Genomic DNA, 21,736 nt, shown 5'->3' on the forward strand with positions numbered 1-21,736 from the left:
TAATTCAACAACAAATGTTTACTATTCTAAATCCCGACGCATCATTTTAGAATTCGCAATGAACAATGCACTAATTAATACAAAGATCGCACAGGCATATAACAATAAATCTAACGGACTATCGTGATCTATAATGATGAGACGCACAATAGCTGTTATACCTATATATATAAAATATCGTAATGGAAAATGAAAATTCATTTGAAAATACTTTATAATCATTACGATGAACTCGAAGTACAGAAAGAATACGACGATACTATCAATTAAATGATAACTAGATTCATTACCATCCAATTTCAGTTCTTGCATAAACTGAATGACTTCTTTCATAAGAAACACACTTAGAACAACCCCTAAGCAAATTAAAGCTACATTTAAAATGTACTGTAAAACGATAGGGAAATACGAAAACACTATTTTAAAATTCTTTAACACAAACATTTTTCTCCTTTACCATATAAAACGAAAAGCGAATATACACTACAATTCATTCATCATTATATTTAAATTTATTTTTATAAATAATAAGGAATGACAAAATAGGTAATAAGATTCCACCTATTTTGTCTATATAGCAGCACAACGAAATTACAATTAATTACTTCAATGCAATTGGTTGTTGTTGTGTCACACAATGTATCATACCGCCGTTTTTATACAACTCCCTCACATCAATACCGACTACTTTACGATCTGGGTATAACTTCTGAATCGTATCGTTTGCGATTTTATCATTCGGATCATTATAATTAGGCACTAATACAACTGTATTCCCAATATAATAATTGATATACGATCCCTTATAATCGAGAGTTTTTCCATTCTCTAAAGCAACCTTTTCTTTACTAAGCGGCAAGTATTCATACTTATATTTCTGTCCTAAAGCATTTTTGGCATCTAACAATGTATCCATATCTTTATTGGATAAACCCCATTCAGCTAGGTCATCTTCTTTCATCGTTACAATGGTAGATTTATTATGGAATTTAGCAAATCCATCAATATGAAAGTCCGTAATATCTAAATTAGGTACTCCGTCTAACCAAATAAAGTTTGATACCCCAAGATCACTTATATATTTTTCAATCTCCTTTTCTGATAAATCAGGATTTCTATTTTTATTCGTTACCGCACTTCGAGTTAATAACGCAGTCCCATTGCTGTCTAATTCAATTGCGCCGCCTTCAAGGACAAATTTCCCCCAATCAATTCTTTCAATTCCTGATTGTTTACTCACATTCTTACGTATTTGAGCATCATTTTTATAAGGTGTTTTCTTCCCCCAACCATTAAATGCTGGATCTAATATTTTGAGATTTTTATTGCTGTCATAAACAAAAATTGGTCCACTGTCCCTTGCCCATACATCATCAGTAGGCGCGATAAAGAAATCAATCTTCTCCATATTTAACCCTTCATCTGTTAAAAGGTTATTGATTCTTTCTTTTTCTTCCTGGTCATATGCAACAATGTGGACTTTCTCACCCTCAGTTAAAGCACTTGCCATCTTAACCCAAATAGGTTCAACTTCCTTCTTATACTCTTCACCATATGTGTATTCATGTGGCCATTGCAGCCATGTACCTTCATGTTTATCTTTTTCATCTGGCATCGTATATTTCCCAGCATTTTTCTGTACCTCTACTTTTTCCCCTTCTTTCCCTTTAACATTTTCATTGTTACCCTCAAAAGAGCATCCACTAATAATTGTTGTAGATAATGTAGCTATTAAACAAAACTTTATTGCTTTTTTCATTTTTTCAACCTCCTGTTCTTGTCTCCAATAATATAAAGCTTCACATAGTGTGAAGCTCAAGCTTTTTTATCAATGTAAAAATTACCAATTGTTCTTTGCATTACTTAGCATTTAACTACCTATTTAGATTTATTCATATGTCAATCACCTTTCTTACCTATTTATCCCGCTATTTATGTGCAGTAAGACCCTCACCTCAAAATTCAGCGGAAGCAAAAAAGTTAGGTGGGGGCCCTGCTGTCCGTAAAAGCCCGATTGATGAGGGCTTCTACTCAGTGGGGATGAACAAAGCCCCTCCACTGAATAAAGTTTCACTTTATTCAGTAAGTAAAACTTTACAAAATAAAAAAATCGGTATTGATAATTACATATCAATACCGATTTTTTATAATTATTTTCCTTCTATTAAATCATTCGCCATTTTCCTGAATTCTTGATTAAATGCGTCATTCATACCATTTTGGACGTTAGAAAATAATATGACAAACGTTCGTTTATCCCAGTTAAAATTATTAAAAGTGTTCCAGCCAGCTAATACACCGTGGTTATGATAATAATCTGGGTAAATATAGAAACTAAATCCATATTTTCTTGCAGGTGATGCAGAAAACATATCTGATACACTTTGTTTAGAAAGTAGTTTACCATCCATAATAGCTTCATCTAACTTTTTCATATCTTCAACAGTCGTATACATTTCACCACAACCATACAGCCAGTTCATTTTTAAGCGCGGCGTGGCTATTAACTTATTATCTTTTTTCGTATACCCTTCTGCTAAGAAAATATCTTCTGGAAGTGTTGCGCCCATTCCAGATTCATTCATTTCAACGGGAGTCAAAATATTTTCTTTCACATATTCAGCAAGTGGTTTATTCGATATTTTTTCTACAATATATGCAAGCACCATATAATTATAATCTGTATATTTCCATCCTGTCCCTGCTGGAAATTGTAACGTTTGTGCCCCAATCCACGTTACTAATTTTAACCGTGATGCTGCGTCAACACTACCTTGTCCCTGTTCTGGTAATCCAGACGTATGTGTTAACAAGTTTCGTAACGTAATATTTTTATCTGCTGGAAACGATGGGATATATTTATTTACATTGTCTTCAATGTTCAACTTCCCTTTTTCTTTTAGTTGCATAATAGATATTGCAACTACTGTTTTCGTAATAGACCCAATGCGATATTTCGTTCTTGGCGTTGTTAATACTTGATCTTTCACATTCGCATAACCGTAGCCTTTTCGTAAAATTACATGACCTTTACTTGCTACAAGAACACTCCCATTAAACCCTTTATCTTTTAAGTACTGATCTAGTTTTCCAGCTGCAATTTCATAACGCTTTTTCTCATTCGCATCAACTTCCTGCTTAACATCTTTTTGCTTACTATTTACATTAGAAAATGCCTTTGTATCATATTTTTTTCCTTTATTTGCATGTATTAGTGTAACAACACTTCCACAAAAAACAGCAAAAATAAAGAGAACGATTAACCATTTCTTTAACATACTAGGAACCCTCTTTTATCTAGTTTCACTTAACGTACATCCATTCTATTTTATATCTTTTAATTATCAAGTATATTATAATATTATTTAATATTCACTCTGTTAAAACTAGATTCCTTTTTCTCATTTTCAATTTTGACTACTCTCTATTGTATTTCTTTCTTGCAAAATTTCCAACATACAATCGGATGCATTACACTATAATTTCAAATTCTTTTGTAACATTTGTTACATACTAAAAAGAATGGAGATGTAATATGAAAAACACCGATAAACGCAATCGTTTAGATGATAAGATGTTTCATTATCGGATAACAAAAAAACATGGTATTAATTGAATATTACAGAAAACAGATTATGGTATTAAAAGGAAATGATGCTGAAAAATTTTTAAATAAAATAAATCATGCAAATAATGATAAAGAAAAACAGCTAATTATGGCTAAAATTACAGGTAATTTCAAAAGAGGTAATGAACGAAATTGAAAACGAATCTCATTTACATTTTGATTCTACAACAAATAAAAAAGAAATGTCGCTAATTCAACATTTCTTTAGACTTTCTTCATAAAAAATTTACATTGCTAACATTCCTTCATTTTCTATACTTCCTATATAAGCTAACCGCTGAAATAGTTAGTAATACAACTATGCATAACCACGCATACGTATATCCCTTCTTATCTACAATATAACCAAATAAAGCAGGCGCAGCAATAATGGCAATTTGATTTAATGTAAGTGCAAAACTCACTGTCATCCCTACCGATTCTTCACTTGCTGATTCCGCAACTTCAGTTATGAAAAGGCTAAACCATCCAATTGCAAAGAACCCTAACAATGCACTTACACCATACAATACATTCGTTATTGTATGTATGCTCATTACTAATATTAGAATGAAGAAAATAGAAATACAAACAGTTATAAATAAGAGGGTACGCCTATTCCCCTTATAAAATAAATCACTAGTAGCTGCTAATATAACCCTACCAACCATTCCAGAAAAGAACATAACGGAAAATACTTTTCCAGCTAAAATTGGCGTGATTGATTGTTCCAATACTAAAAATTTTATAAAGTGCGCAACTAACACCATTTGCAATGAAATCATACAAATGCCAGTTATATAAATTGCATATAACTCTTTTTTACACATCACTTCTTTTAACTGCATCCAAAAAGAAAGTTTACTACGTTCTTGTTTAACTTTCTCTTGAATATATGGTTCCTTATAAAATATAAAAAATAAAAACCCTCCAATTATACAAATACATGCAATACTATTTACCGCATAGGCCATATTATATTTTATTGTAAGAAACGGGATCAATACTCCCGCTAATGTACCACCAATCGGTATACCGGCTTGTCTAATCCCCATCGCTAACCCGCGATTTTCTTTTGAGAACCACTTCATTATCACCTTACTTCCTCCTGGCTGCGAAACACTATAAAACGTTCCTACTAATAAAAGTACAAAGAGTAACCCATTAAATCCATTGACCATATTAGTCAGTAAAAACGAACCTCCTAGTAAAAATGAACTTATCGAAATTAACAACTTTTCATTGTATTGATCAAGTAGCCGCCCGACAAAAAGTATACAAAATAGCGGTCCTATATTTACAACACTTACTAACAATCCAATCTCCGTATTCGTAAGTGCATATTCTTCTTTCCAAAATAAAGCAAACGCTCCAACACCATACGTTATAAGTGTCGCTGTTGTTTGAGCAACCGTCGCAAAAATTAACATAACCCACTTATAAGTACTATTCACCCTTTCTTCCATTAACACAATAATCCCTCCATCCCCTTCCATTGTATGAAAGTTCTGATATCATATAAAATAAAGATTTATCATGTAATTCATCAAAAAAAATGATACCTTTTCTGGAGGGATGATACTTGGATATAAAAGATTTAACTGTATTTTACGAAGTTGCGAAAGAAAAAAACATATCTCACGCAGCTAAAAATTTAAACTATGTACAGTCTGGCGTAACAATGCGTATGAAACAACTAGAAAACGAATTAGGTGTGCCTTTATTTTACCGAAACGGAAAAGGTGTAACTTTAACTTCTAACGGTGAGATTTTATTAACATACGCCAAACAAATTATCTACTTAATGGATCAATCTGTTAAAGCAGTTCAAAGTAATGGGATCGAACCAAGAGGCACTTTAAAAATTGGATGTACAGAATCTACAACCGCTGTAAGACTTCCATCTATATTAACAGCCTATTATGAGAAATACTCAAAAGTCGAATTGATTTTAGAATCAAATACGACGGAACAATTGATTAGGCTTGTACTAGAACGAAAACTGGACGGAGCGTTTATAGCTGGCTCTACTCAGCATGCTGAACTTCATACAAATATATTTCGTGAAGAAGAATTAGTTCTCATTAGCAAAAAGCCTTTATCTTCCTTTAAAGACATAGGAGACATGAATTTACTTGCATTTAGTCATGGGTGCTATTATAGAAATTTATTAGAAGATTGGCTTCAAGAAGAAGGAATTTCACCTAAGCGAGTATTAGAGTTTGGAACAATTGAAGCGATTCTCGCATGTGTAAAATCAGGTATGGGCATAGCAATTATGATGAAGTCTATTTTAAGTGGTCATAAACATGACGTATCATTCAATCCTTTACCAAATAGCTTCAAAAAAGTTCCTACTACTTTTATTACTAGAAAAGATATATATCACTCTGCTGCATTACAAAAATTTATGGAGATGACTCACAATGCGTGAAAAGAAAATACGTGGTATAAACCGAAAAACAAACACTATGATAAAGCGAATTGAGGAACATACAAAAACGTTCCCTTCTACTTTCTATAACGATGAATATTGGAATATGCTATTGCCAGTTTCGCAAGCTTTTATTGACTCTCGTAAAACACCTAGAAAAGTAAAACGGTTATGTATTCAAACCTTATTAAATCAAGCAAATCATTTAATAAATATGAAACCGAGCGATACACATACATATCGAGTTGTTGTTTTGATTTCTATAAATAATTTGTGGGATTCGCAAATCATTATATTTAAAAATGAGGACTACTTTCATAATTTCTTTAATAGAGATAGTGAATTTCAAAAATGGATTCTTCTTTCAAATGAAATTGATTTTTGGGAGACATGGGAAATGTCAGTTTGTCATTCCTTCAAAACGCTTCACTTTCAAGAAATTATTTATGATGCAGATGAATGCTATGAAAAAGAGATTCTGTTTATCGGAGAGTTAGATTAAAAAGGGTATACCTAAAACACTGGTATACCCTTTTCCACTTATTTTTCCTTCAATACACTATGTAATCGATCCGGATAATTTGTAAACATTCCTGTAGCACCCCATTTGATTAACAGTCTCATATCTGGTTTCTCATTAATTGTATAAGGGTGAATTAACAGTCCATTTTTCCTAGCCATTTTCATATAGGACTCATCAATAATTAGTTCCCCGTTATCATTACGTAAGTTTGGTCCAATACCAGCTGCATACTTTTTAATTTCTTGAAAATCATCATTTGTTACACTTTTCGGTTCATGTGTAATGCCAGACCATTCAACAATTTCATTGTTTTCATTTGGATAATACCAAAGCAATTGAACTAACGGAATATTTTCATTCATACTATGAATCTTTTTCAAACTATCTTTACTAAATGATTGAATCATAACACGGCTAGAAGACATGTTTTGGCCTACTAAATTATATTTTTGTAACAACGCCAACAATTTCTCTTCCATTCCTGGATACACATCTGGTGATTTTGTTTCAATATAATACTTCATACTTCTTCCATACTTTTGGAAGATTTCTTCAAGAGTTGGAACCTTTTGCCCAACATACTCTTGCTTAGCCTTTTCTGGATACGCTTTATTAAACCATGATCCAGCATCTAAACTCTTTATTTCACTTAACGTTTTATTGCGTACTTCGCCTGTTCCATTTGTAGTGCGATCAACTGCTGTATCATGCATTGCAATTAATTGGCCATCCTTTGTTAATTGAATGTCTAACTCTAAATAATCCGCTTTCATTTTTTTCACTAAATCATAAGAAGCAAAAGTATGCTCAGGTGCATGTCCACTTGCTCCGCGATGTGCAATATTTAAAAGCTTATTCGTATTCCATTCATGCTTTCCTTCTGCTTTCGCATGAACAGCTCCCCCAGCAAAGATACTTCCAGTCATAAAGAAAATAACTAAAACGCTAATAATCTTTCTCATTCTTCTAACCCTTCCTACGTTGCAAATTTCAACAAGCTAATGAGATTTACACGAAACAGAAGACACACTTTCATTATTTTTATAAACCTATATTAAAATTCCAATCTTACAAATGTTTTCTATATTATTAATATAGAAAACTAGTATTATCCTATTTAATTTCTATAGCCCTCCTTTTCACATGTAACTCCCTATTTTGTACGGTTCATTCAATAAAAAAAGCCATAAATTATTTAGAATACACTCCTGTGTCCCTAAATAAATTTATGGCTTTTCTCAAATATCTCCGGCCTCTATTAACTTGTCGAATTTAATCATATCAAACCTATTGAAATTTGTGAATATTTTTTTCAGTACAGTGAAGCGCATAAAACAATATTTCTTTAGTTACTTAAAAATCACATAATAAATTTCTCATTACCTCTTCCAATACTATATCTGGATTTACTACCGTTTTTTCCGAACGCCATCCGATAAAGCCATCTGGTCTAATTAATACAGCACCTCCATTCTCTATACCATATAATTTGCTAAAAATATCTTCTGGAGCAATAAAGTCTCCACTTAAGCCAACACGATACCCTTTTATATGTATTCCTAATTTAGCTGAAACAGTATGTGCTGCCTCAGCCCAAGAACTATTTTCTACTCCTGTAAGTAATACAAAACCGTTACCGAATAAGTCTAATGTAGAAACTTTCTTCCCTTCATACGTTCCCCATAAATGTGGCGCTCGCGTTCCAGGTCTTCCGTTCAACTCTATGCTATCCATTCTATGTGGAGTGACTGAATTATCTATAATCGCCTCTGAACAATACTGATATCCAACTGTAACAGCTAAACCATCCATATTATTCAAACTGCCTTTCTCTCTCTTCGCAGCACGAAACAGTAAACTACTTGCATAAGCTGTCGTTAATTTTGCAACAGAGTGTCTCTCTTCATGATATGTTTCTAACAATTTTGGTTTTGCCTTCCCTTTTATAACAGCCGCTAATTTCCAAGCTAAGTTATGCGCATCTTGTATTCCTGTATTTGAACCAAATCCGCCTGTTGGCGGCATAATATGTGCTGAATCTCCAACTAGAAAGACTCGATTTCCTTGAAATTTCATTGCTGTACTTTCGGCCGCTTCCCACGGTAAAACACTTAATATTTCTGACTCAACATTTGTACTTCCAATTGCTATTTCAATAATTTGTTTACAACGTTCCATCGTGAAATCCTCTGGTCCCTCTCCTTTTAATGGATCGTAGGCTACATGGTAAATCCATTTTTTCACGTTATCTACTGGGATCAGTGCACCAAGAACCTCTGGATGAAGTACCATAGAAAAACCGAATGCGTCTCCTTGTATAAACTCACTTAAGTCTGCTTCAAAATAAATATTCATATAATAGCCACCAATGGTTCCACGCCCCTCAGTTTTAATCCCTAACTGCTCACGTATTTTACTTTTCACTCCATCTGCTGCAATTACATAGTCACAATGTATGACACTTTCTTTTTCTGTTTCACGATTTCGAATCTTTGCTTTTACCCCGTTTTTATTTTGTTCAAATGAAACTAATTCATGATAAAAAGATAGTTGCCCGCCTAATGTTTTCGCTTCTTGTAACATCATCTCTTCTAAAATAATTTGATAACACGCAGTTTGTTTTGATGGACTAATCTTTTCTATTTTTTGAAGTAACTCTTCATCGTTTCCGTATTGTGTCGCTCTCATTTGTTCCAATTCTTCTTTATTCGCCTCAGCTATTGTATAAACCGCTATTCTTCCTCGGCAGTTCTCTAATGCTTTACCTGCCAATTTAATTCTTTTTTCCAAGCCTAATTCTCGAAATAACTCCATTGTACGTAAAGTAAGACCGCCTGCTTTCGGATGAATGGCAGTAGACGGATGCCTTTCAATAAGTAAGTACTCAATGTTATGTTTTGCAAGAAATAACGCAGACGCTAACCCAGATAATCCCCCTCCAACAATTAAAACTGGTACATAATTCGATTTCATATATTTCCCCTCCAAATCATTGTTCTGAGCTCAGTGACATAAATATAATCAAAAAAAACATTAAAATATAGACTTATATTTCATTTTGAATTATCATATAGATAGATTACGCCCCAAAATTCCTTTTACCTTTTCATACATCTATAATCCACCTGAATTGTGTCTGTATGAAAGTGTAAAACAAAAGAACGTACTTTACGTTGAACCATGTTCTATCGTAAAATTCAAAAATAATACAAACATTATAAGCGGTCGTAACCTTATGGATTATACAAGGTTACGACCGCTTATTTTATTGTTACATCATTTTTTGTTTTTAAAACCTCATCTATTGTGTTATGTAGTCCTTCCAATCCCTTTTCTATCTCCCTATAATTTTCAACAATAAAAAATTCATTCGTCTCGATTTTCTTTCTCAATATTGCACCTCATACAACAATCATGTAGCATTACCGTATCGAAGTAATGGTTCATCATCTTAAACCTTTCGACTAATTACCTGGAGGCAAAGTGATTGAAATGAATAAACAAGAACAATTAAATATTATAAAAAAAGATTTTATTGATTCTCAAAAAGTATTATTGGCAATTGGTGATGAAACGCGTCAAGCTATTTTATTAGTGCTAATGGAAACGGAATGTCAAACAGGATTACGTGTAGGAGAAATCACGAAGCAAACACACCTTTCCCGTCCAGCAGTATCACATCACCTTAAGATTTTACGAGAAGCTGGCATTATTTTAATGAGAAAAGAAGGTACAAAGAATTTTTATTATATTGATATACGTACAAAATTAGGTTTATTAAAAAATCTTGTATTAGATATTGAGAAGCTATTGCAAAACTTTTATTAAAACTTGGAGGTATAAGAAATGAAAGCAATGATAATTGATAGATATGGAAAAGTCCCAATGCGTATGGCAGAGGTACCTACTCCTGAAATAAATGAGTATGAAGTGCTCGCAGAAATTCATGCAGCTAGCATTAACCCAATTGATTTTAAAATACGCGACGGAAAAGTAAAAATGTTACTGAAATATGAAATGCCCCTAATCCTTGGTAACGACTTTGCCGGTGTCATCACGAAGGTTGGATCAAAAGTAACTCGTTTTAAAGTTGGTGATGAAATATATGCTCGTCCAAGAAAAAATAAGATTGGTACTTTCGCGGAGTATATAGCCATTCATGAAGATGATATAGCTTTAAAACCGAAAAATTTAAGTTTTGAGGAAGCTGCTTCGATTCCACTCGTTGGCTTAACATCATATCAAGCATTACATGACATCATGCAATTACAAAAAGGACAAAAGATTTTAATTCACGCCGGATCCGGTGGTGTTGGTACTTTCGCTATTCAGCTAGCAAAAATAATGGGTGCCATTGTTACAACGACTGCTAGTGAAGCTGGTGCGAATTTAGTAACGTCTCTTGGCGCAGATGAAATTATTAATTACAAAACAGAGAAATTTGAAGATATACTAAAAAATTATGATGCCGTATTTGATACAATCGGCGGTGCAACACTTGAAAAATCATTCAATATTATAAAAAGGGGAGGAAACATTGTTTCCGTTTCAGGCATGCCGAATGCTCGCTTCGGTAAAGAATTTGGTTCAGGATTCTTTAAAACTCTCTTATTTTCATTAGCCAGCAAAAAACTTACTGCACTTGAAAAAAAGCATAATGCTCAATATTCATTTTTATTTATGAAGCCAAGCGGGGATCAATTACGTACTATTGCAAACTATATTGAAGCCGGAAAAATTAAACCGGTAATCGATCGAGTTTTCCCTTTTGAAGATGCGCAAAAAGCAATGGAATATTCAGAGTCTGGAAGAGCAAAAGGAAAAATAATTGTAAAAATTAAATAATAATAAAACCTCCATTTTCTTAAAATGGAGGTTTTAAATTTGCTGTTAAATAGACATAGTGCAATGAAGTCCTTACAATAGATTGCAAGGGGAAATATTATATTATACTTTTAGTTAACTTTACAAAGAATACATACGTACAAATACATAACTTAAAATACAAAAAGGAGGAGATACAATGACTAAAAATAATGAAACAGGTTGGAATTTAGATAATAGTTATACGACTTTACCACAATCATTTTATACAGAAATCCCCCCTACTCCCGTAAGTTCACCGGAGTTAGTTAAACTAAACCATTCATTAGCGATATCTCTTGGCTTGACCCCTGAAGAACTGAAAAAGGAAGCTGAAATTGCTATTTTCGCTGGTAATGCACTCCCAGAAGGAGCTCATCCATTAGCTCAAGCATATGCTGGTCATCAATTCGGACATTTTAATATGTTAGGCGACGGTCGTGCTCTTTTAATTGGCGAACAAATTACTCCTTCAGGTGAGCGTTTCGATATTCAACTGAAAGGTTCTGGCCCTACTCCCTATTCACGCCGAGGAGATGGCCGTGCTGCACTCGGTCCGATGCTACGTGAATATATTATTAGCGAAGCAATGTATGCACTCGATATTCCAACTACCCGCAGTTTAGCAGTTGTCACAACCGGTGAACCAACCTATCGTGAAACAAAGTTACCTGGAGCAATTTTAACTAGAGTAGCTAGTAGCCATATTCGCGTCGGTACATTTCAATATGCTGCAGCTCGTGGTTCAATAGAGGACCTGAAATCACTAGCTGACTATACGATAAAAAGGCATTACCCAGAAATTGAATCTCATGAAAACCGATATACTGCATTACTACAAGAAGTCATTAAAAGACAAGCCAGTCTTATCGCAAAATGGCAACTTGTTGGATTTATTCACGGCGTAATGAACACTGACAATATAACGATCAGTGGCGAAACAATTGATTACGGTCCTTGTGCATTTATGGACAATTACGACCAAGGAACTGTATTTAGCTCTATTGACACACAAGGTCGTTATGCATATGGAAATCAACCATATATGGCCGCATGGGATCTAGCACGACTAGCTGAATCTTTAATACCAATTCTGCACGAAGATGAAGAAGAAGCATTAAAAATCGCTCAAGACGAAATTTCGAAATTTAGCGTACAGTATGAAAAACAGTGGTTCCTTGGAATGAAAAAGAAATTAGGACTATTTAGCAACGAAGAACAAGATCACTCACTTATTGAGCAACTTTTAAAAATGATGGAGAAATATAAAGCGGATTACACAAATACATTCCGTTCATTAACTCTTGATGCTATCGAAAATACAGCTCTATTTGAAAGTCCTGAATTTAAAGAATGGTACAAACTGTGGCAATCTCGATTAGACAGACAAGAACAATCGAAAGAAAACGCCTACGAGATGATGAAAAATAATAACCCATCAATCATCCCGAGGAACCACCGTGTAGAAGAAGCATTAGAAGCAGCTGTTACAAATGACGACTATAGCGTAATGGAGAAACTTCTTGAAGCTTTATCAAACCCTTATGCGTATTCTACAGATCAAGAAGAATACTGCGCTCCGCCTGCACCGACGAATCGCCCTTATCGTACTTTTTGTGGCACTTGATTAAAAATTTGTTTTTATTTTAACCCAAAAATTTATTAAGTTAACTATTAATCACAAACTTAAAAGTTGCTTTCAATATTGAAAGCAACACATTTAGTATCCAACCTTAAACAAGTCACAAATTATAATTTGTGACTTGTTTAATTACCCACGTTCAATAGAAGATTTGTTTTGCAGGCATCGTTGTATCTTCAGAGACAGCATATGGATTTTCATTAGGTTTTATAATTATAAACGTTCCACCATATCCACTTTGAGCTAATTTATTACAAAGACCTTCTACCATAAAACCCCATAACTCCAGCTGCTATTCCCATTATAGATAATCCAAGTTTTTTCTTTATTTCAATGCTTCTTTTTCAAGTATTCTCTTTTTTATTTCATAACTCATAAAAAAATACTTTTCTGCTTTTTCTAAATTACCTACTTTATGAAACTCTAATGCCAGACTTTCAGTATATTCGTGAATATACTCCGATAAATTTTTTCTTTCAAAGTAAGAAAAACCTTCGAGAATAATTTTTTCTATTTTTTCTACCTCTAAATGCTGGCAAAATCCCTTTAGAATTAAAAAGTGATATCTATATTCATCATTTTTTAATTCCTCACAAACCTTCAATCCACTTTCAATTAATTCCTTCGCTTTTTCTATTTCACCTAATTTATAATATTCTCTTGCCTCTAAAAAGATTGCCTTATAATGAGTAGGCATTTTTTTAGAAACCTCAGATAAGTGTCTAATTGCTAAAACTGAAAGATTTTGACTCGCATACAATAAACCTAAATTATGTCTGATTCTTAATACTAACATTTCAGCATCATTTTTTTGTAAAATGTTTATTGCTGACGCAATATATTCCTCACCTTTATCATGCTGCTTTAATTCCGAAAAAGATAATCCTAATATATTTTCGCACAGCGCTATGTTCACTTCATACCCTGCTTGTTTAACAAAGATATCTCTTGCTTTTGAAGCGTATTCAATAGCTGAATATGCGTAATGCAAGTGGTATTTTAATATAGCAACTCTATAATTAAACTCTGCATATTCAATTTCATCTGAAATATGCTCTAATAACCCTTCAGCTTTTTCAAAATAGTTGCTAGCTTCACTATAATTAGTAAGAATTGTATAATGAATGGCTTTGAATAAATAATAATAATAATTAGAATATTCATCATTTGGTTTAGGCAATGCATCTATTTTATCAAAAGCTTTTTTCAAATTACCTAAACCATCTATTAACACTTTATATCGAAATTCTAACAGATAATAGTGAAATGAAACCTTTACATCTGATTCGATAATATAAAGCTTTTTATCGATCTCCCCTTTTAATTTTTTTGCTTCACTTATACGTTGAGCTCTAATATCTCGATACCAATCATTCAGCATCTTAGTAATTAATTCATTGCCAGTGATTTGTATATTCATCAAATCCACTCTCCTTCTTTTAATTATCATAAAAATAACATAATTCGATTATTTATATCTATCTATATATATATTTCTCAACAATTGAACGAAATTCATTCACTGAATTTCGTTCAATATTTTAATAAATCCGCTGTAAATATGAATACTTTTTCTTATAACCTCTGAATATGAGTATCCTTAAAATCCGTCTCATATTTCAATCCATATCCAAACATTCGATCCATTCCAATATGTGCTGTCCATATTAAGCCAATCATTATAACGGTATCTATCTTAAAATAGACACCTATTAGAACAATTAATATGGATATGATATATGTGTGACATACATTATATATTTTCGCACCAACGTGATTATTAATCCCATATGCTAACATTGATAGATCCGGCGCTAAAAGGAATACAAAAAATATAATCCAACTAAACTCATATATCGAATACATATAAATCGCGGCTAAAAATACAACCATTCCTTCAAAATGTACAATACGTTTTTGCATTATTTATCATTCCTATTTTTCTATATTTATTAATACATTTTCATCGCTAAAAGTATTCTTTTCATTTTTTGCATTTTTTGACCAGATGGTTGCTAATATTGGCCCTGCAATGTTATGCCATACTGCCACTAATACACTTGGGAGTGCAGCAGCCGGTCCAAAATGCAAAATACATTCCAGCTACATTACTTATCGCTTCTAGTACTTTCATCCACTCAGCCCCTATCTTTTAATTGAAACACCTTATTCGGATTCAAAATATTTTGCGGATCAAGAGCTTTCTTTATTTTCTCCATTACAAATAATGCTGCCCCATGCTCTTCTTCTTGATACTTTCGTTTTCCGATTCCAACGCCATGTTCTCCTGTACACGTTCCTCCTCGTTTAAGAGCATACTGAACGATACTTTCATTTATTTCGTCTGCCTTCTTCACTTCCTCTTTATCATTTGTATCAATCATTAAGAGTACATGGAAATTCCCATCCCCAACATGACCGAGAATACCGCCAATAAGCCCTACTTTATCTAATACCTCTTTCGCATGTTGAATCGCTCCAGCTAATTCCGAAATTGGCACACATACGTCTGTACTCATTAGCTTTTTACCAGGATAACTATGCACGTAAGAGTACGCTAAGTTATGTCTTGCATCCCACAGTTTATTTCTCGCTGCTGTTTCCATCTCAAACGCAATTTCTATACATTTATGATCAAGAACGATTTCTTTCGTAAATTCAATATCTTGCTTTAACCCTGCTTCATTGCCGTGAAACTCTAAAAACAGTGTCGGTTCTTCTCTGTAACTTGTTTCATTGTAATGATTTACTTGTTTCATAGATAATTCATCAACGAGTTCAATTCTCGCGATTGGAATACCTGCCTGTAATATGTTAATTACAGCTTCTACTGCATCATTTATAGTTGGAAACGATGCCCTCGCAGCCATAACATGTTCTGGTATACCGTATACTTTTAAAGTTAACTCCGTGAAACATCCAAGTGTTCCTTCTGAGCCTACGAAAATACCATTTAAATGATAACCTGATGATGACTTCGCCGCTAAATTCCCGGTATGTATTACTCCTCCATCAGCAAGAACGACTTCTAAATCTCGAACTTGATCACGCATTACCCCATACTTTACCGCTGTCGTTCCGCTCGCATTTGTAGCAGCCATTCCTCCTAACGTTGCATCAGCTCCTGGGTCTACACTAAAAAATAATCCATACTTTTTCAATTCTTTATTAAGCTGAGAGCGCGTCACCCCTGGCTGTACTCTCACAAGAAAATCCTTTTCTCTTATTTCAAGTATTTTGTTCATAAGAGAAAAGTCCATTGTAATTCCTTTTTCGTAAGGAATTACATGTCCCTCTAAACTGGACCCTACTCCAAATGGAACGACAGCTGTTCCGTGCTGAATCGCTATTTTCATTATCGCGCTAACTTCTTCGGTCGTTTTTGGAAAAACAACTACATCAGGTAAACTACTACTATGGTAAGATTCATCTTTACTATGTAACTCTCGTACTGTCATATTTATTACTACTCGATCTTCAGGAAGTATGCCTTTTAATTCATTTACTACATGTTCAATTGTTATTTCCATAATCAACTCTCCTTTTTAATTTTAAAACAAGTATACCATCTTTATACAAAATAATTAGAAAAATAAGATTATTAAACCTGAACATACAAAAAAGAACCTGCAGCACACGCTACAAGTTCTTTTTCACTACATTTTAAACGATTTCTTTATTAACAACATAAACCAAATTAAAGTAACTGCCATCAACGAATGAGAAAATCCTACAATATAAGTTAACCCTTTAAAGTCAGCTCCATTTAACTGAAGAAGCCCTCTCGCTGCTAGCGAACCTAACATTAATGTTAATGCAATATTATGTAAAACAAACCACTTATTAAACCCTTGCACTTCATGAAACGCGAATACTTTTGCTAATCCTAAAGCAATTAAAAAGAAGAAAAAGCCAAGTACAAGTGTATGCGTATGCAAAAGATTTAACAAAGTAGACCCTAAAATCCCTTTATACTTACCATACTCCCTAGCGAAAATCCCTGATAATAAACCGATAATCAAATACGTAAACGATGCATTATATAATTTCTTCATTATGTACCTCCTTGAGTAGAATGTATAGTGTGTCATATTTAGTAATAATGATAGTTATATAGTAAAAACTCCTAGTCACCTAGGAGTCATTGTATAAGCATCTCACTCTTTACAATCAATCCTAATTATAAGATATCTCTCTATACAAAACAAACGAACTTTATGTGAACAAACACCCCCATTAAAATATGTTGCACTTTTGTTTTACACAATCCATACTAATTGTTATAACTTTTTAAAGGTGGTGTAATTATTGATAGTTCTTGAAACTGAACGTCTTAATCTTCGCTGGTTTGATATAAAAGACGCTCCTTTTATTCTTGAGTTAGTAAACGATCCTGCATGGATTCAGTTTATCGGTGACAAAGGAGTTAGTAACTTAGAAGATGCAAAAAATTATATTGTAAACGGTCCCATCGATATGTATAACAAACTTGGATTCGGCCTTTACTTAGTAGAACGAAAAAAAGATCTCACTCCACTTGGTATGTGTGGCCTTATTAAAAGAGATTCATTAGAAGACGTTGATATCGGGTTTGCCTTTTTAGAGACATTCCGTTCAAAAGGATATGGCTACGAGTCAGCTTCTGCGATAATCGAATACGGTGTACAAAAGCTCGGCATGAAACGAATTGTAGCAATTACTTCTGTAGATAACATCGCCTCAGGAAAGCTTTTAGAAAAAGTAGGATTACGATTTGAGAAAATCATTTCAGATTCAGGAGAAGATTTAAAATTATTTGGGTATAACGCATAGTAAAGAAGGTCGCCGTGAATGGTGACCTTCTTTACTATTTTACTGATCTCGTCATAATACTTTTAGTTCCATTTATAGTTTTGCAGTAATTCTTGTGATTACTACTATGCCTTTCATATCACATTTTTTGGAAATTCATAGAAATAAAACTTTCACATTTAAATAAATTATATTAATATATCAAATAAAGGAAGTGAGAATAAATGGAACAACCGCTATTTTTATTAGTTCTTCAATTCATTGCATTCATATTAATCATTTGTATCGTATATGGAATGTTGTACAATACCGTATTAAATTTAAATATGCCTAAATGGACTGCACATATAGTAGCTACGGTCTTTTCCCTTGGTATTACCTATCAAGCTTTTATAAATTTTATTTGAAAAACTTTTGTAGCAATTACTTCTATTGTTGATGCAGTAAAGCTTTTAGAAAAAGCAGGATTGCAATTTGAGAGGGTTATTTCAAGATCAGAAAACGTAACCATTTTTTATACAGTCTTTCCAGCGCAAAATAGTGAAGAAGTTAGTTCCGCTGAAAGTGTGTTTGCATAAAAAGAAATGAATTTAATTGATGCTACAAAAATTTTATTTTAATTCTGGTTCTATTGTTTGGAATCGTTCTAGGGTACCATTTGTGTGGACTTTAAAAATTTTCATTTGCGCACCAAAATGTTGTGTTAAGTAAAATGTATCACCCAGTTATTAAATTTCCAATCTTCCAATCTTCCAATCAGGTTGATATGTACTTTCCATGGAACTTTCTAAATCCCCAATCATTATTAAATTGATATATAATGAAGATGAACTACTCAACATTTTCGTTAAAGATAGTCTATCAACCTCTAACTACCTAATGAACTCAAGTAAACACATCTTCAGTCATTTTAAGAGGTACAAAAGGCACCCTTTCGGGTGATTTTTGTATAAAAATTCTATTTTTTTATATTCGATACCAACCACGAACCTTTTTAAAATAATAGTATCATTATGTCTCCTTTTTAGAGATTATTTTTAATTACCTTTAATTTTTTGCACCAGAACCGGAAAATCCCTGACTACTCGAAATATCAACTATCAGGTGCTAATATTCAATAACGCGTACTGAAAATGATTAAACATTTTTATAAACCCGTGGAACATTTAAGAAATCAATTTTTCTCTTATCGAAATTTAATTAGCTTACAGTAATACAGTGGTCATATATTTTTAAGAATAACGGAAGAATATATAGAAATTGCTACAGAAATGTGAAGTTTAATTAATTTAGGAGGAACAAACTTGTTTAATCAGCTTGTAAAAGTTATACCGAATTTATTTACGATTGGAAATTTATTGTGCGGTGTTTTCTCAATCACCTTGAATATGAGTGAATATTTAAGAGCAGCCTCCATTCTCATTTTCTTTTCAGCTGTTTTAGATTTTCTTGATGGAAGAATTGCAAGAAAATTAAAAGTGAACAGTGAGTTTGGCGTAGAATTGGATTCCTTAGCTGATATTGTTAGTTTCGGCGTCGCTCCTGCGCTTTTATTTCATACGATAGCAACACCTTCTATTTTAACTTCTTTGGCATTTATCCTATTCCCAACAATGGGTGCTTTAAGATTAGCTAAATTTAGTATTAAACCAACTATTGGATATTTTAAGGGATTACCTATTCCAGCTGCAGGATTATCATTGGCTGGTATGGCATTGTTTTCATATAGTAATGCATGGATTACTTTAATCCTCGCCCTCTTAATGGTAAGTCCCATTAGGTTTAAAAAATTTTAATGAAGGTCACGCCCAACACCATTAAGGAGCATTTTAAATGGATTTAACGCGTCAATAAGTATAAAAAAGCGGGACAATAATATTAAATTAGGTGCCCTTCGAAAAATTAAAACCTTGTATTTATGGCTATTGGGTTAATCCATCGATATGTTATTCTGAAACGTCAGTCCACTTTTAACAGGAGCTCCCTTTATCAAGAGAGCTCCTGTTCTTATTTCTTCTTCTTTTCTGTCGGTTGGCTTTGTTTAGCAAAATTAGATGAATCATCAAAATTCGGTTGCTTTTTACCAGCATTATTACTTCTACCTTTTCCCATATGTAATGCACCTCCCCTCCCCCTTACTATTCCCAATAAAAAAATTCTCTTGCATCCAAGAGAATTTTAAATTGGGTTCTTATTGATAATACCTAAGTACTTCCAACACTGCCATTCCATAAAAGATGTATCCAATGTTAAATTATTTAATGCTAAAACAAATATTACATTTTCATATTTAACTGGATAATCAATTAATAATCCTAATGTATTTCCTGAATCTGCGCCAATTATGATTCCCTTTTCTAACACGTCATCTATAACTTCTTTTAATTATTCTTACCTAGCATATAATATTTTCCTACACATTGAGATTGCATGTTGTATAAGGAAGCCCTTCTTCTTTCCATGCAAGAAATCCTCCCTTTAAATTCACTACTTCCTTTATACCAGCTCTTTGTAAAATACTAGCTGCTATAGCGGAACGTAATCCGGTTCGACATTGCAAAACTATTGGAAAATCTTTCGGTATATAATCTAGTTGTTCAAATAGATTACCTAAAGTGATATGTATTGCATCATGAAGGTGTCCTTCCTCCCACTCTTTTTTACTACGCACATCGATAACCTTAACGCTTCCACCTTTTATATGCGGATATAATTCAATCGATGTTTTTTCTTTGTAACTTTCAAATCTATCAAGTCTTTGTATTACTTTTAAGGGTGCAAAAGCAATAATATTATCTAACCCAATAGATTCAAATTCTCTAATAACTGCCTCTACTTTAACCTTTTCCTCATCTAGAATTATTAAAGTTTCTTTTTTATAATCTAATAACCATCCACACCAAGTTGTGAAAGAATTGTTATAAGGTATGTTAATTGACTTCTCGATATGACCTGCAGCAAAACTCTCTACATCCCTTATATCAACTATTTGATAAACGCTCTTCAAAATTTCTTGAAGTTCTTCTACTGTATTAATAGCAGTACTTTTTCTCTTCTTACGAATTGGCGGACCATACTTATTTAAATTCTTCATTAATGAAAAATACTTTGGAGGCTCTGGCTGTCCCGTCAATAAAGTCGATATAAAATCACTTTCTTCATTACACCGAAATGCCCAATTGAACATCTTTTCATAACCTAATGTAGAAGTTGGAATTGCTCCTAATGCTTTTCCACATGCGCTTCCCGCACCATGTGATGGCCATATTTGCAAATAATCAGGAAGTATTTTTATTTTTTGTATAGAATCAAATAATTGTTTCGCTCCTATTTTTGCAGTATCTTTAATACCGACTGCAGTTTCTAATAAATCCGGTCTTCCTATATCTCCTACAAATATAAAATCACCTGTGAATATTCCTATCGGTTTATCATTCGTATAATTATTTTGACTTGTATCAGTTACTAAAAAAGAAATACTTTCAGGCGTATGCCCTGGGGTGTGAATTACATTAAATTTTATATGACCTACTTTAAACTCTGTGTCCTCTCTAACCAATTTGTATCGACCTTCGTTAAGATATTGATATTTCCAATCACAATCTCCTTCATCAGATACATATAAATTTGCATGGTAAAGATTAGAAAGTTCTCTAGAACCAGAAAGAAAATCAGCATGAATATGAGTCTCAGCCGCAGCAATTACTTCCATCCCCTCTTTCTTAGCAAATTCTATATATTGTTCTATATAGCGACTAGGATCAATAACGATTGCTACGCCTTCTTTCTGACAACCGACTAAATAGGAAGCATGTGCTAATTTTTCATCATAAAAATATTTTAAAAGCATAGCTATTCCCTCCAATTAGTTATTTC

Annotated in this window: 23 protein-coding genes and 1 pseudogene; 9 read left to right on the forward strand and 15 right to left on the reverse strand. The window is 33.1% G+C overall.

Translation table 11 applies throughout. The annotated features are described in order from the left end of the window. Positions 1-21 precede the first annotated feature (21 nt). The 3 genes from psiE to V7S45_RS17040 all read right to left on the reverse strand — a co-directional run bounded on the left by psiE (position 22) and on the right by V7S45_RS17040 (position 3,278). Positions 22-438, reverse strand: coding sequence for a phosphate-starvation-inducible protein PsiE (gene psiE / locus V7S45_RS17030; RefSeq protein WP_000916574.1), 417 nt, complete (start codon positions 436-438; stop codon positions 22-24). Between the two features lie 163 nt (positions 439-601). Then, complete coding sequence (locus V7S45_RS17035; RefSeq protein ID WP_342761430.1) at positions 602-1,759, reverse strand: agmatine deiminase family protein; 1,158 nt, start codon at positions 1,757-1,759, stop codon at positions 602-604. 391 nt (positions 1,760-2,150) lie between these two features. After that, positions 2,151-3,278: a serine hydrolase domain-containing protein gene (locus tag V7S45_RS17040; RefSeq protein WP_000915224.1), complete on the reverse strand. Its 1,128-nt coding sequence runs from the start codon at positions 3,276-3,278 to the stop codon at positions 2,151-2,153. Positions 3,279-3,602: 324 nt separating this feature from the next. Here V7S45_RS17040 and V7S45_RS17045 point away from each other — a divergent pair, with 324 nt between their 5' ends. Then, a complete protein-coding gene (locus V7S45_RS17045; RefSeq protein ID WP_002164471.1) occupies positions 3,603-3,764 on the forward strand; it encodes a hypothetical protein in 162 nt (53 codons plus the stop codon). Positions 3,765-3,873: 109 nt separating this feature from the next. Here the strand turns inward: V7S45_RS17045 and V7S45_RS17050 are convergent, their stop codons facing one another. Further along, the gene (locus tag V7S45_RS17050; protein WP_033689829.1) at positions 3,874-5,103 is read right to left on the reverse strand and encodes an MFS transporter; all 1,230 of its coding nucleotides are present in this window, start codon (positions 5,101-5,103) and stop codon (positions 3,874-3,876) included. Between the two features lie 86 nt (positions 5,104-5,189). Here V7S45_RS17050 and V7S45_RS17055 point away from each other — a divergent pair, with 86 nt between their 5' ends. Then, complete coding sequence (locus V7S45_RS17055) at positions 5,190-6,041, forward strand: LysR family transcriptional regulator (RefSeq protein ID WP_000351693.1); 852 nt, start codon at positions 5,190-5,192, stop codon at positions 6,039-6,041. After that, positions 6,034-6,543, forward strand: coding sequence for a DUF3916 domain-containing protein (locus V7S45_RS17060; protein WP_001208320.1), 510 nt, complete (start codon positions 6,034-6,036; stop codon positions 6,541-6,543). The genes V7S45_RS17055 and V7S45_RS17060 overlap by 8 nt, the downstream gene beginning before the upstream one ends. Before the next feature lie 38 nt (positions 6,544-6,581). On the opposite strand, the gene V7S45_RS17065 is transcribed toward V7S45_RS17060, so the two are convergent. From V7S45_RS17065 to V7S45_RS17075, 3 genes are all read right to left on the reverse strand, one after another. Further along, a complete protein-coding gene (locus V7S45_RS17065) occupies positions 6,582-7,526 on the reverse strand; it encodes a glycerophosphodiester phosphodiesterase (RefSeq protein WP_001226350.1) in 945 nt (314 codons plus the stop codon). Positions 7,527-7,917: 391 nt separating this feature from the next. After that, the gene (locus V7S45_RS17070; RefSeq protein ID WP_000841681.1) at positions 7,918-9,537 is read right to left on the reverse strand and encodes an FAD-dependent monooxygenase; all 1,620 of its coding nucleotides are present in this window, start codon (positions 9,535-9,537) and stop codon (positions 7,918-7,920) included. Between the two features lie 287 nt (positions 9,538-9,824). Further along, positions 9,825-9,956 (reverse strand): hypothetical protein, encoded by a 132-nt coding sequence (locus tag V7S45_RS17075; protein ID WP_001227549.1) that lies wholly within the window; start codon positions 9,954-9,956, stop codon positions 9,825-9,827. A 91-nt stretch (positions 9,957-10,047) separates the two neighbouring features. Between V7S45_RS17075 and V7S45_RS17080 the strand changes: the two genes are divergently transcribed. From V7S45_RS17080 to V7S45_RS17090, 3 genes are all read left to right on the forward strand, one after another. After that, on the forward strand, positions 10,048-10,392 hold the full coding sequence (locus V7S45_RS17080; RefSeq protein ID WP_000571870.1) for a metalloregulator ArsR/SmtB family transcription factor: 345 nt from the start codon (positions 10,048-10,050) through the stop codon (positions 10,390-10,392). Positions 10,393-10,410: 18 nt separating this feature from the next. Continuing rightward, positions 10,411-11,409 (forward strand): NADP-dependent oxidoreductase, encoded by a 999-nt coding sequence (locus V7S45_RS17085; RefSeq protein WP_000646438.1) that lies wholly within the window; start codon positions 10,411-10,413, stop codon positions 11,407-11,409. Positions 11,410-11,587: 178 nt separating this feature from the next. After that, positions 11,588-13,054: a YdiU family protein gene (locus tag V7S45_RS17090; RefSeq protein WP_088346236.1), complete on the forward strand. Its 1,467-nt coding sequence runs from the start codon at positions 11,588-11,590 to the stop codon at positions 13,052-13,054. Between the two features lie 154 nt (positions 13,055-13,208). Here the strand turns inward: V7S45_RS17090 and V7S45_RS17095 are convergent, their stop codons facing one another. The 6 genes from V7S45_RS17095 to V7S45_RS17120 form a co-directional block, all read right to left on the reverse strand. After that, positions 13,209-13,340 carry a hypothetical protein gene (locus V7S45_RS17095; RefSeq protein ID WP_000229167.1) on the reverse strand — a complete coding sequence of 44 codons (132 nt, stop codon included), beginning with the start codon at positions 13,338-13,340 and terminating at the stop codon, positions 13,209-13,211. 54 nt (positions 13,341-13,394) lie between these two features. Then, positions 13,395-14,489, reverse strand: a complete 1,095-nt coding sequence (locus tag V7S45_RS17100; protein ID WP_001025509.1) for a hypothetical protein — start codon at positions 14,487-14,489, stop codon at positions 13,395-13,397. A gap of 155 nt (positions 14,490-14,644) precedes the next feature. Further along, entirely contained in the window at positions 14,645-14,992 is a 348-nt protein-coding gene (locus V7S45_RS17105) for a DUF4260 domain-containing protein (protein WP_001172057.1), read from the reverse strand. Between the two features lie 12 nt (positions 14,993-15,004). Next, positions 15,005-15,160, reverse strand: coding sequence for a hypothetical protein (locus V7S45_RS17110; RefSeq protein WP_000545396.1), 156 nt, complete (start codon positions 15,158-15,160; stop codon positions 15,005-15,007). A 47-nt stretch (positions 15,161-15,207) separates the two neighbouring features. After that, positions 15,208-16,599 (reverse strand): FAD-linked oxidase C-terminal domain-containing protein, encoded by a 1,392-nt coding sequence (locus V7S45_RS17115; RefSeq protein ID WP_000406570.1) that lies wholly within the window; start codon positions 16,597-16,599, stop codon positions 15,208-15,210. Positions 16,600-16,725: 126 nt separating this feature from the next. Beyond that, positions 16,726-17,124 carry a DUF2871 family protein gene (locus tag V7S45_RS17120; RefSeq protein WP_000737896.1) on the reverse strand — a complete coding sequence of 133 codons (399 nt, stop codon included), beginning with the start codon at positions 17,122-17,124 and terminating at the stop codon, positions 16,726-16,728. A gap of 253 nt (positions 17,125-17,377) precedes the next feature. Here V7S45_RS17120 and V7S45_RS17125 point away from each other — a divergent pair, with 253 nt between their 5' ends. Both V7S45_RS17125 and V7S45_RS17130 read left to right on the forward strand, forming a co-directional pair. Beyond that, positions 17,378-17,881 carry a GNAT family N-acetyltransferase gene (locus tag V7S45_RS17125; RefSeq protein WP_000636208.1) on the forward strand — a complete coding sequence of 168 codons (504 nt, stop codon included), beginning with the start codon at positions 17,378-17,380 and terminating at the stop codon, positions 17,879-17,881. A gap of 203 nt (positions 17,882-18,084) precedes the next feature. Then, positions 18,085-18,267, forward strand: coding sequence for a hypothetical protein (locus V7S45_RS17130; protein ID WP_000437513.1), 183 nt, complete (start codon positions 18,085-18,087; stop codon positions 18,265-18,267). Between the two features lie 213 nt (positions 18,268-18,480). On the opposite strand, the pseudogene V7S45_RS17135 reads toward V7S45_RS17130, so the two are convergent. Continuing rightward, a pseudogene (locus V7S45_RS17135) lies at positions 18,481-18,702 on the reverse strand (hypothetical protein); the annotation flags it as partial. A 462-nt stretch (positions 18,703-19,164) separates the two neighbouring features. Between V7S45_RS17135 and pssA the strand changes: the two are divergent. Next, positions 19,165-19,656, forward strand: coding sequence for a CDP-diacylglycerol--serine O-phosphatidyltransferase (gene pssA, locus V7S45_RS17140; RefSeq protein ID WP_257115601.1), 492 nt, complete (start codon positions 19,165-19,167; stop codon positions 19,654-19,656). A gap of 617 nt (positions 19,657-20,273) precedes the next feature. Here the strand turns inward: pssA and V7S45_RS17145 are convergent. Further along, positions 20,274-21,710 carry an MBL fold metallo-hydrolase gene (locus V7S45_RS17145; RefSeq protein WP_257115602.1) on the reverse strand — a complete coding sequence of 479 codons (1,437 nt, stop codon included), beginning with the start codon at positions 21,708-21,710 and terminating at the stop codon, positions 20,274-20,276. Between the last annotated feature and the right edge of the window lie 26 nt (positions 21,711-21,736).

The organism is Bacillus sp. BR3(2024), assembly GCF_039134555.1.
In the GTDB taxonomy this organism is placed as follows: Bacteria; Bacillota; Bacilli; order Bacillales; family Bacillaceae_G; genus Bacillus_A; species Bacillus_A cereus.

What these genes read in the sequence shown, in the direction of transcription:
- V7S45_RS17095 (WP_000229167.1), bottom strand. Translation starts at nt 13,340, where the DNA reads ATGGTAGAAGGTCTTTGTAATAAATTAGCTCAAAGTGGATATGGTGGA.
- V7S45_RS17050 (WP_033689829.1), bottom strand. Translation starts at nt 5,103, where the DNA reads ATGGAAGGGGATGGAGGGATTATTGTGTTAATGGAAGAAAGGGTGAAT.
- V7S45_RS17100 (WP_001025509.1), bottom strand. Translation starts at nt 14,489, where the DNA reads ATGAATATACAAATCACTGGCAATGAATTAATTACTAAGATGCTGAAT.
- V7S45_RS17085 (WP_000646438.1), top strand. Translation starts at nt 10,411, where the DNA reads ATGAAAGCAATGATAATTGATAGATATGGAAAAGTCCCAATGCGTATG.
- V7S45_RS17105 (WP_001172057.1), bottom strand. Translation starts at nt 14,992, where the DNA reads ATGCAAAAACGTATTGTACATTTTGAAGGAATGGTTGTATTTTTAGCC.
- V7S45_RS17090 (WP_088346236.1), top strand. Translation starts at nt 11,588, where the DNA reads ATGACTAAAAATAATGAAACAGGTTGGAATTTAGATAATAGTTATACG.
- V7S45_RS17145 (WP_257115602.1), bottom strand. Translation starts at nt 21,710, where the DNA reads ATGCTTTTAAAATATTTTTATGATGAAAAATTAGCACATGCTTCCTAT.
- V7S45_RS17070 (WP_000841681.1), bottom strand. Translation starts at nt 9,537, where the DNA reads ATGAAATCGAATTATGTACCAGTTTTAATTGTTGGAGGGGGATTATCT.
- V7S45_RS17120 (WP_000737896.1), bottom strand. Translation starts at nt 17,124, where the DNA reads ATGAAGAAATTATATAATGCATCGTTTACGTATTTGATTATCGGTTTA.
- V7S45_RS17115 (WP_000406570.1), bottom strand. Translation starts at nt 16,599, where the DNA reads ATGGAAATAACAATTGAACATGTAGTAAATGAATTAAAAGGCATACTT.
- V7S45_RS17065 (WP_001226350.1), bottom strand. Translation starts at nt 7,526, where the DNA reads ATGAGAAAGATTATTAGCGTTTTAGTTATTTTCTTTATGACTGGAAGT.
- V7S45_RS17035 (WP_342761430.1), bottom strand. Translation starts at nt 1,759, where the DNA reads ATGAAAAAAGCAATAAAGTTTTGTTTAATAGCTACATTATCTACAACA.
- V7S45_RS17040 (WP_000915224.1), bottom strand. Translation starts at nt 3,278, where the DNA reads ATGTTAAAGAAATGGTTAATCGTTCTCTTTATTTTTGCTGTTTTTTGT.
- V7S45_RS17130 (WP_000437513.1), top strand. Translation starts at nt 18,085, where the DNA reads ATGGAACAACCGCTATTTTTATTAGTTCTTCAATTCATTGCATTCATA.
- V7S45_RS17045 (WP_002164471.1), top strand. Translation starts at nt 3,603, where the DNA reads ATGGTATTAATTGAATATTACAGAAAACAGATTATGGTATTAAAAGGA.
- V7S45_RS17060 (WP_001208320.1), top strand. Translation starts at nt 6,034, where the DNA reads ATGCGTGAAAAGAAAATACGTGGTATAAACCGAAAAACAAACACTATG.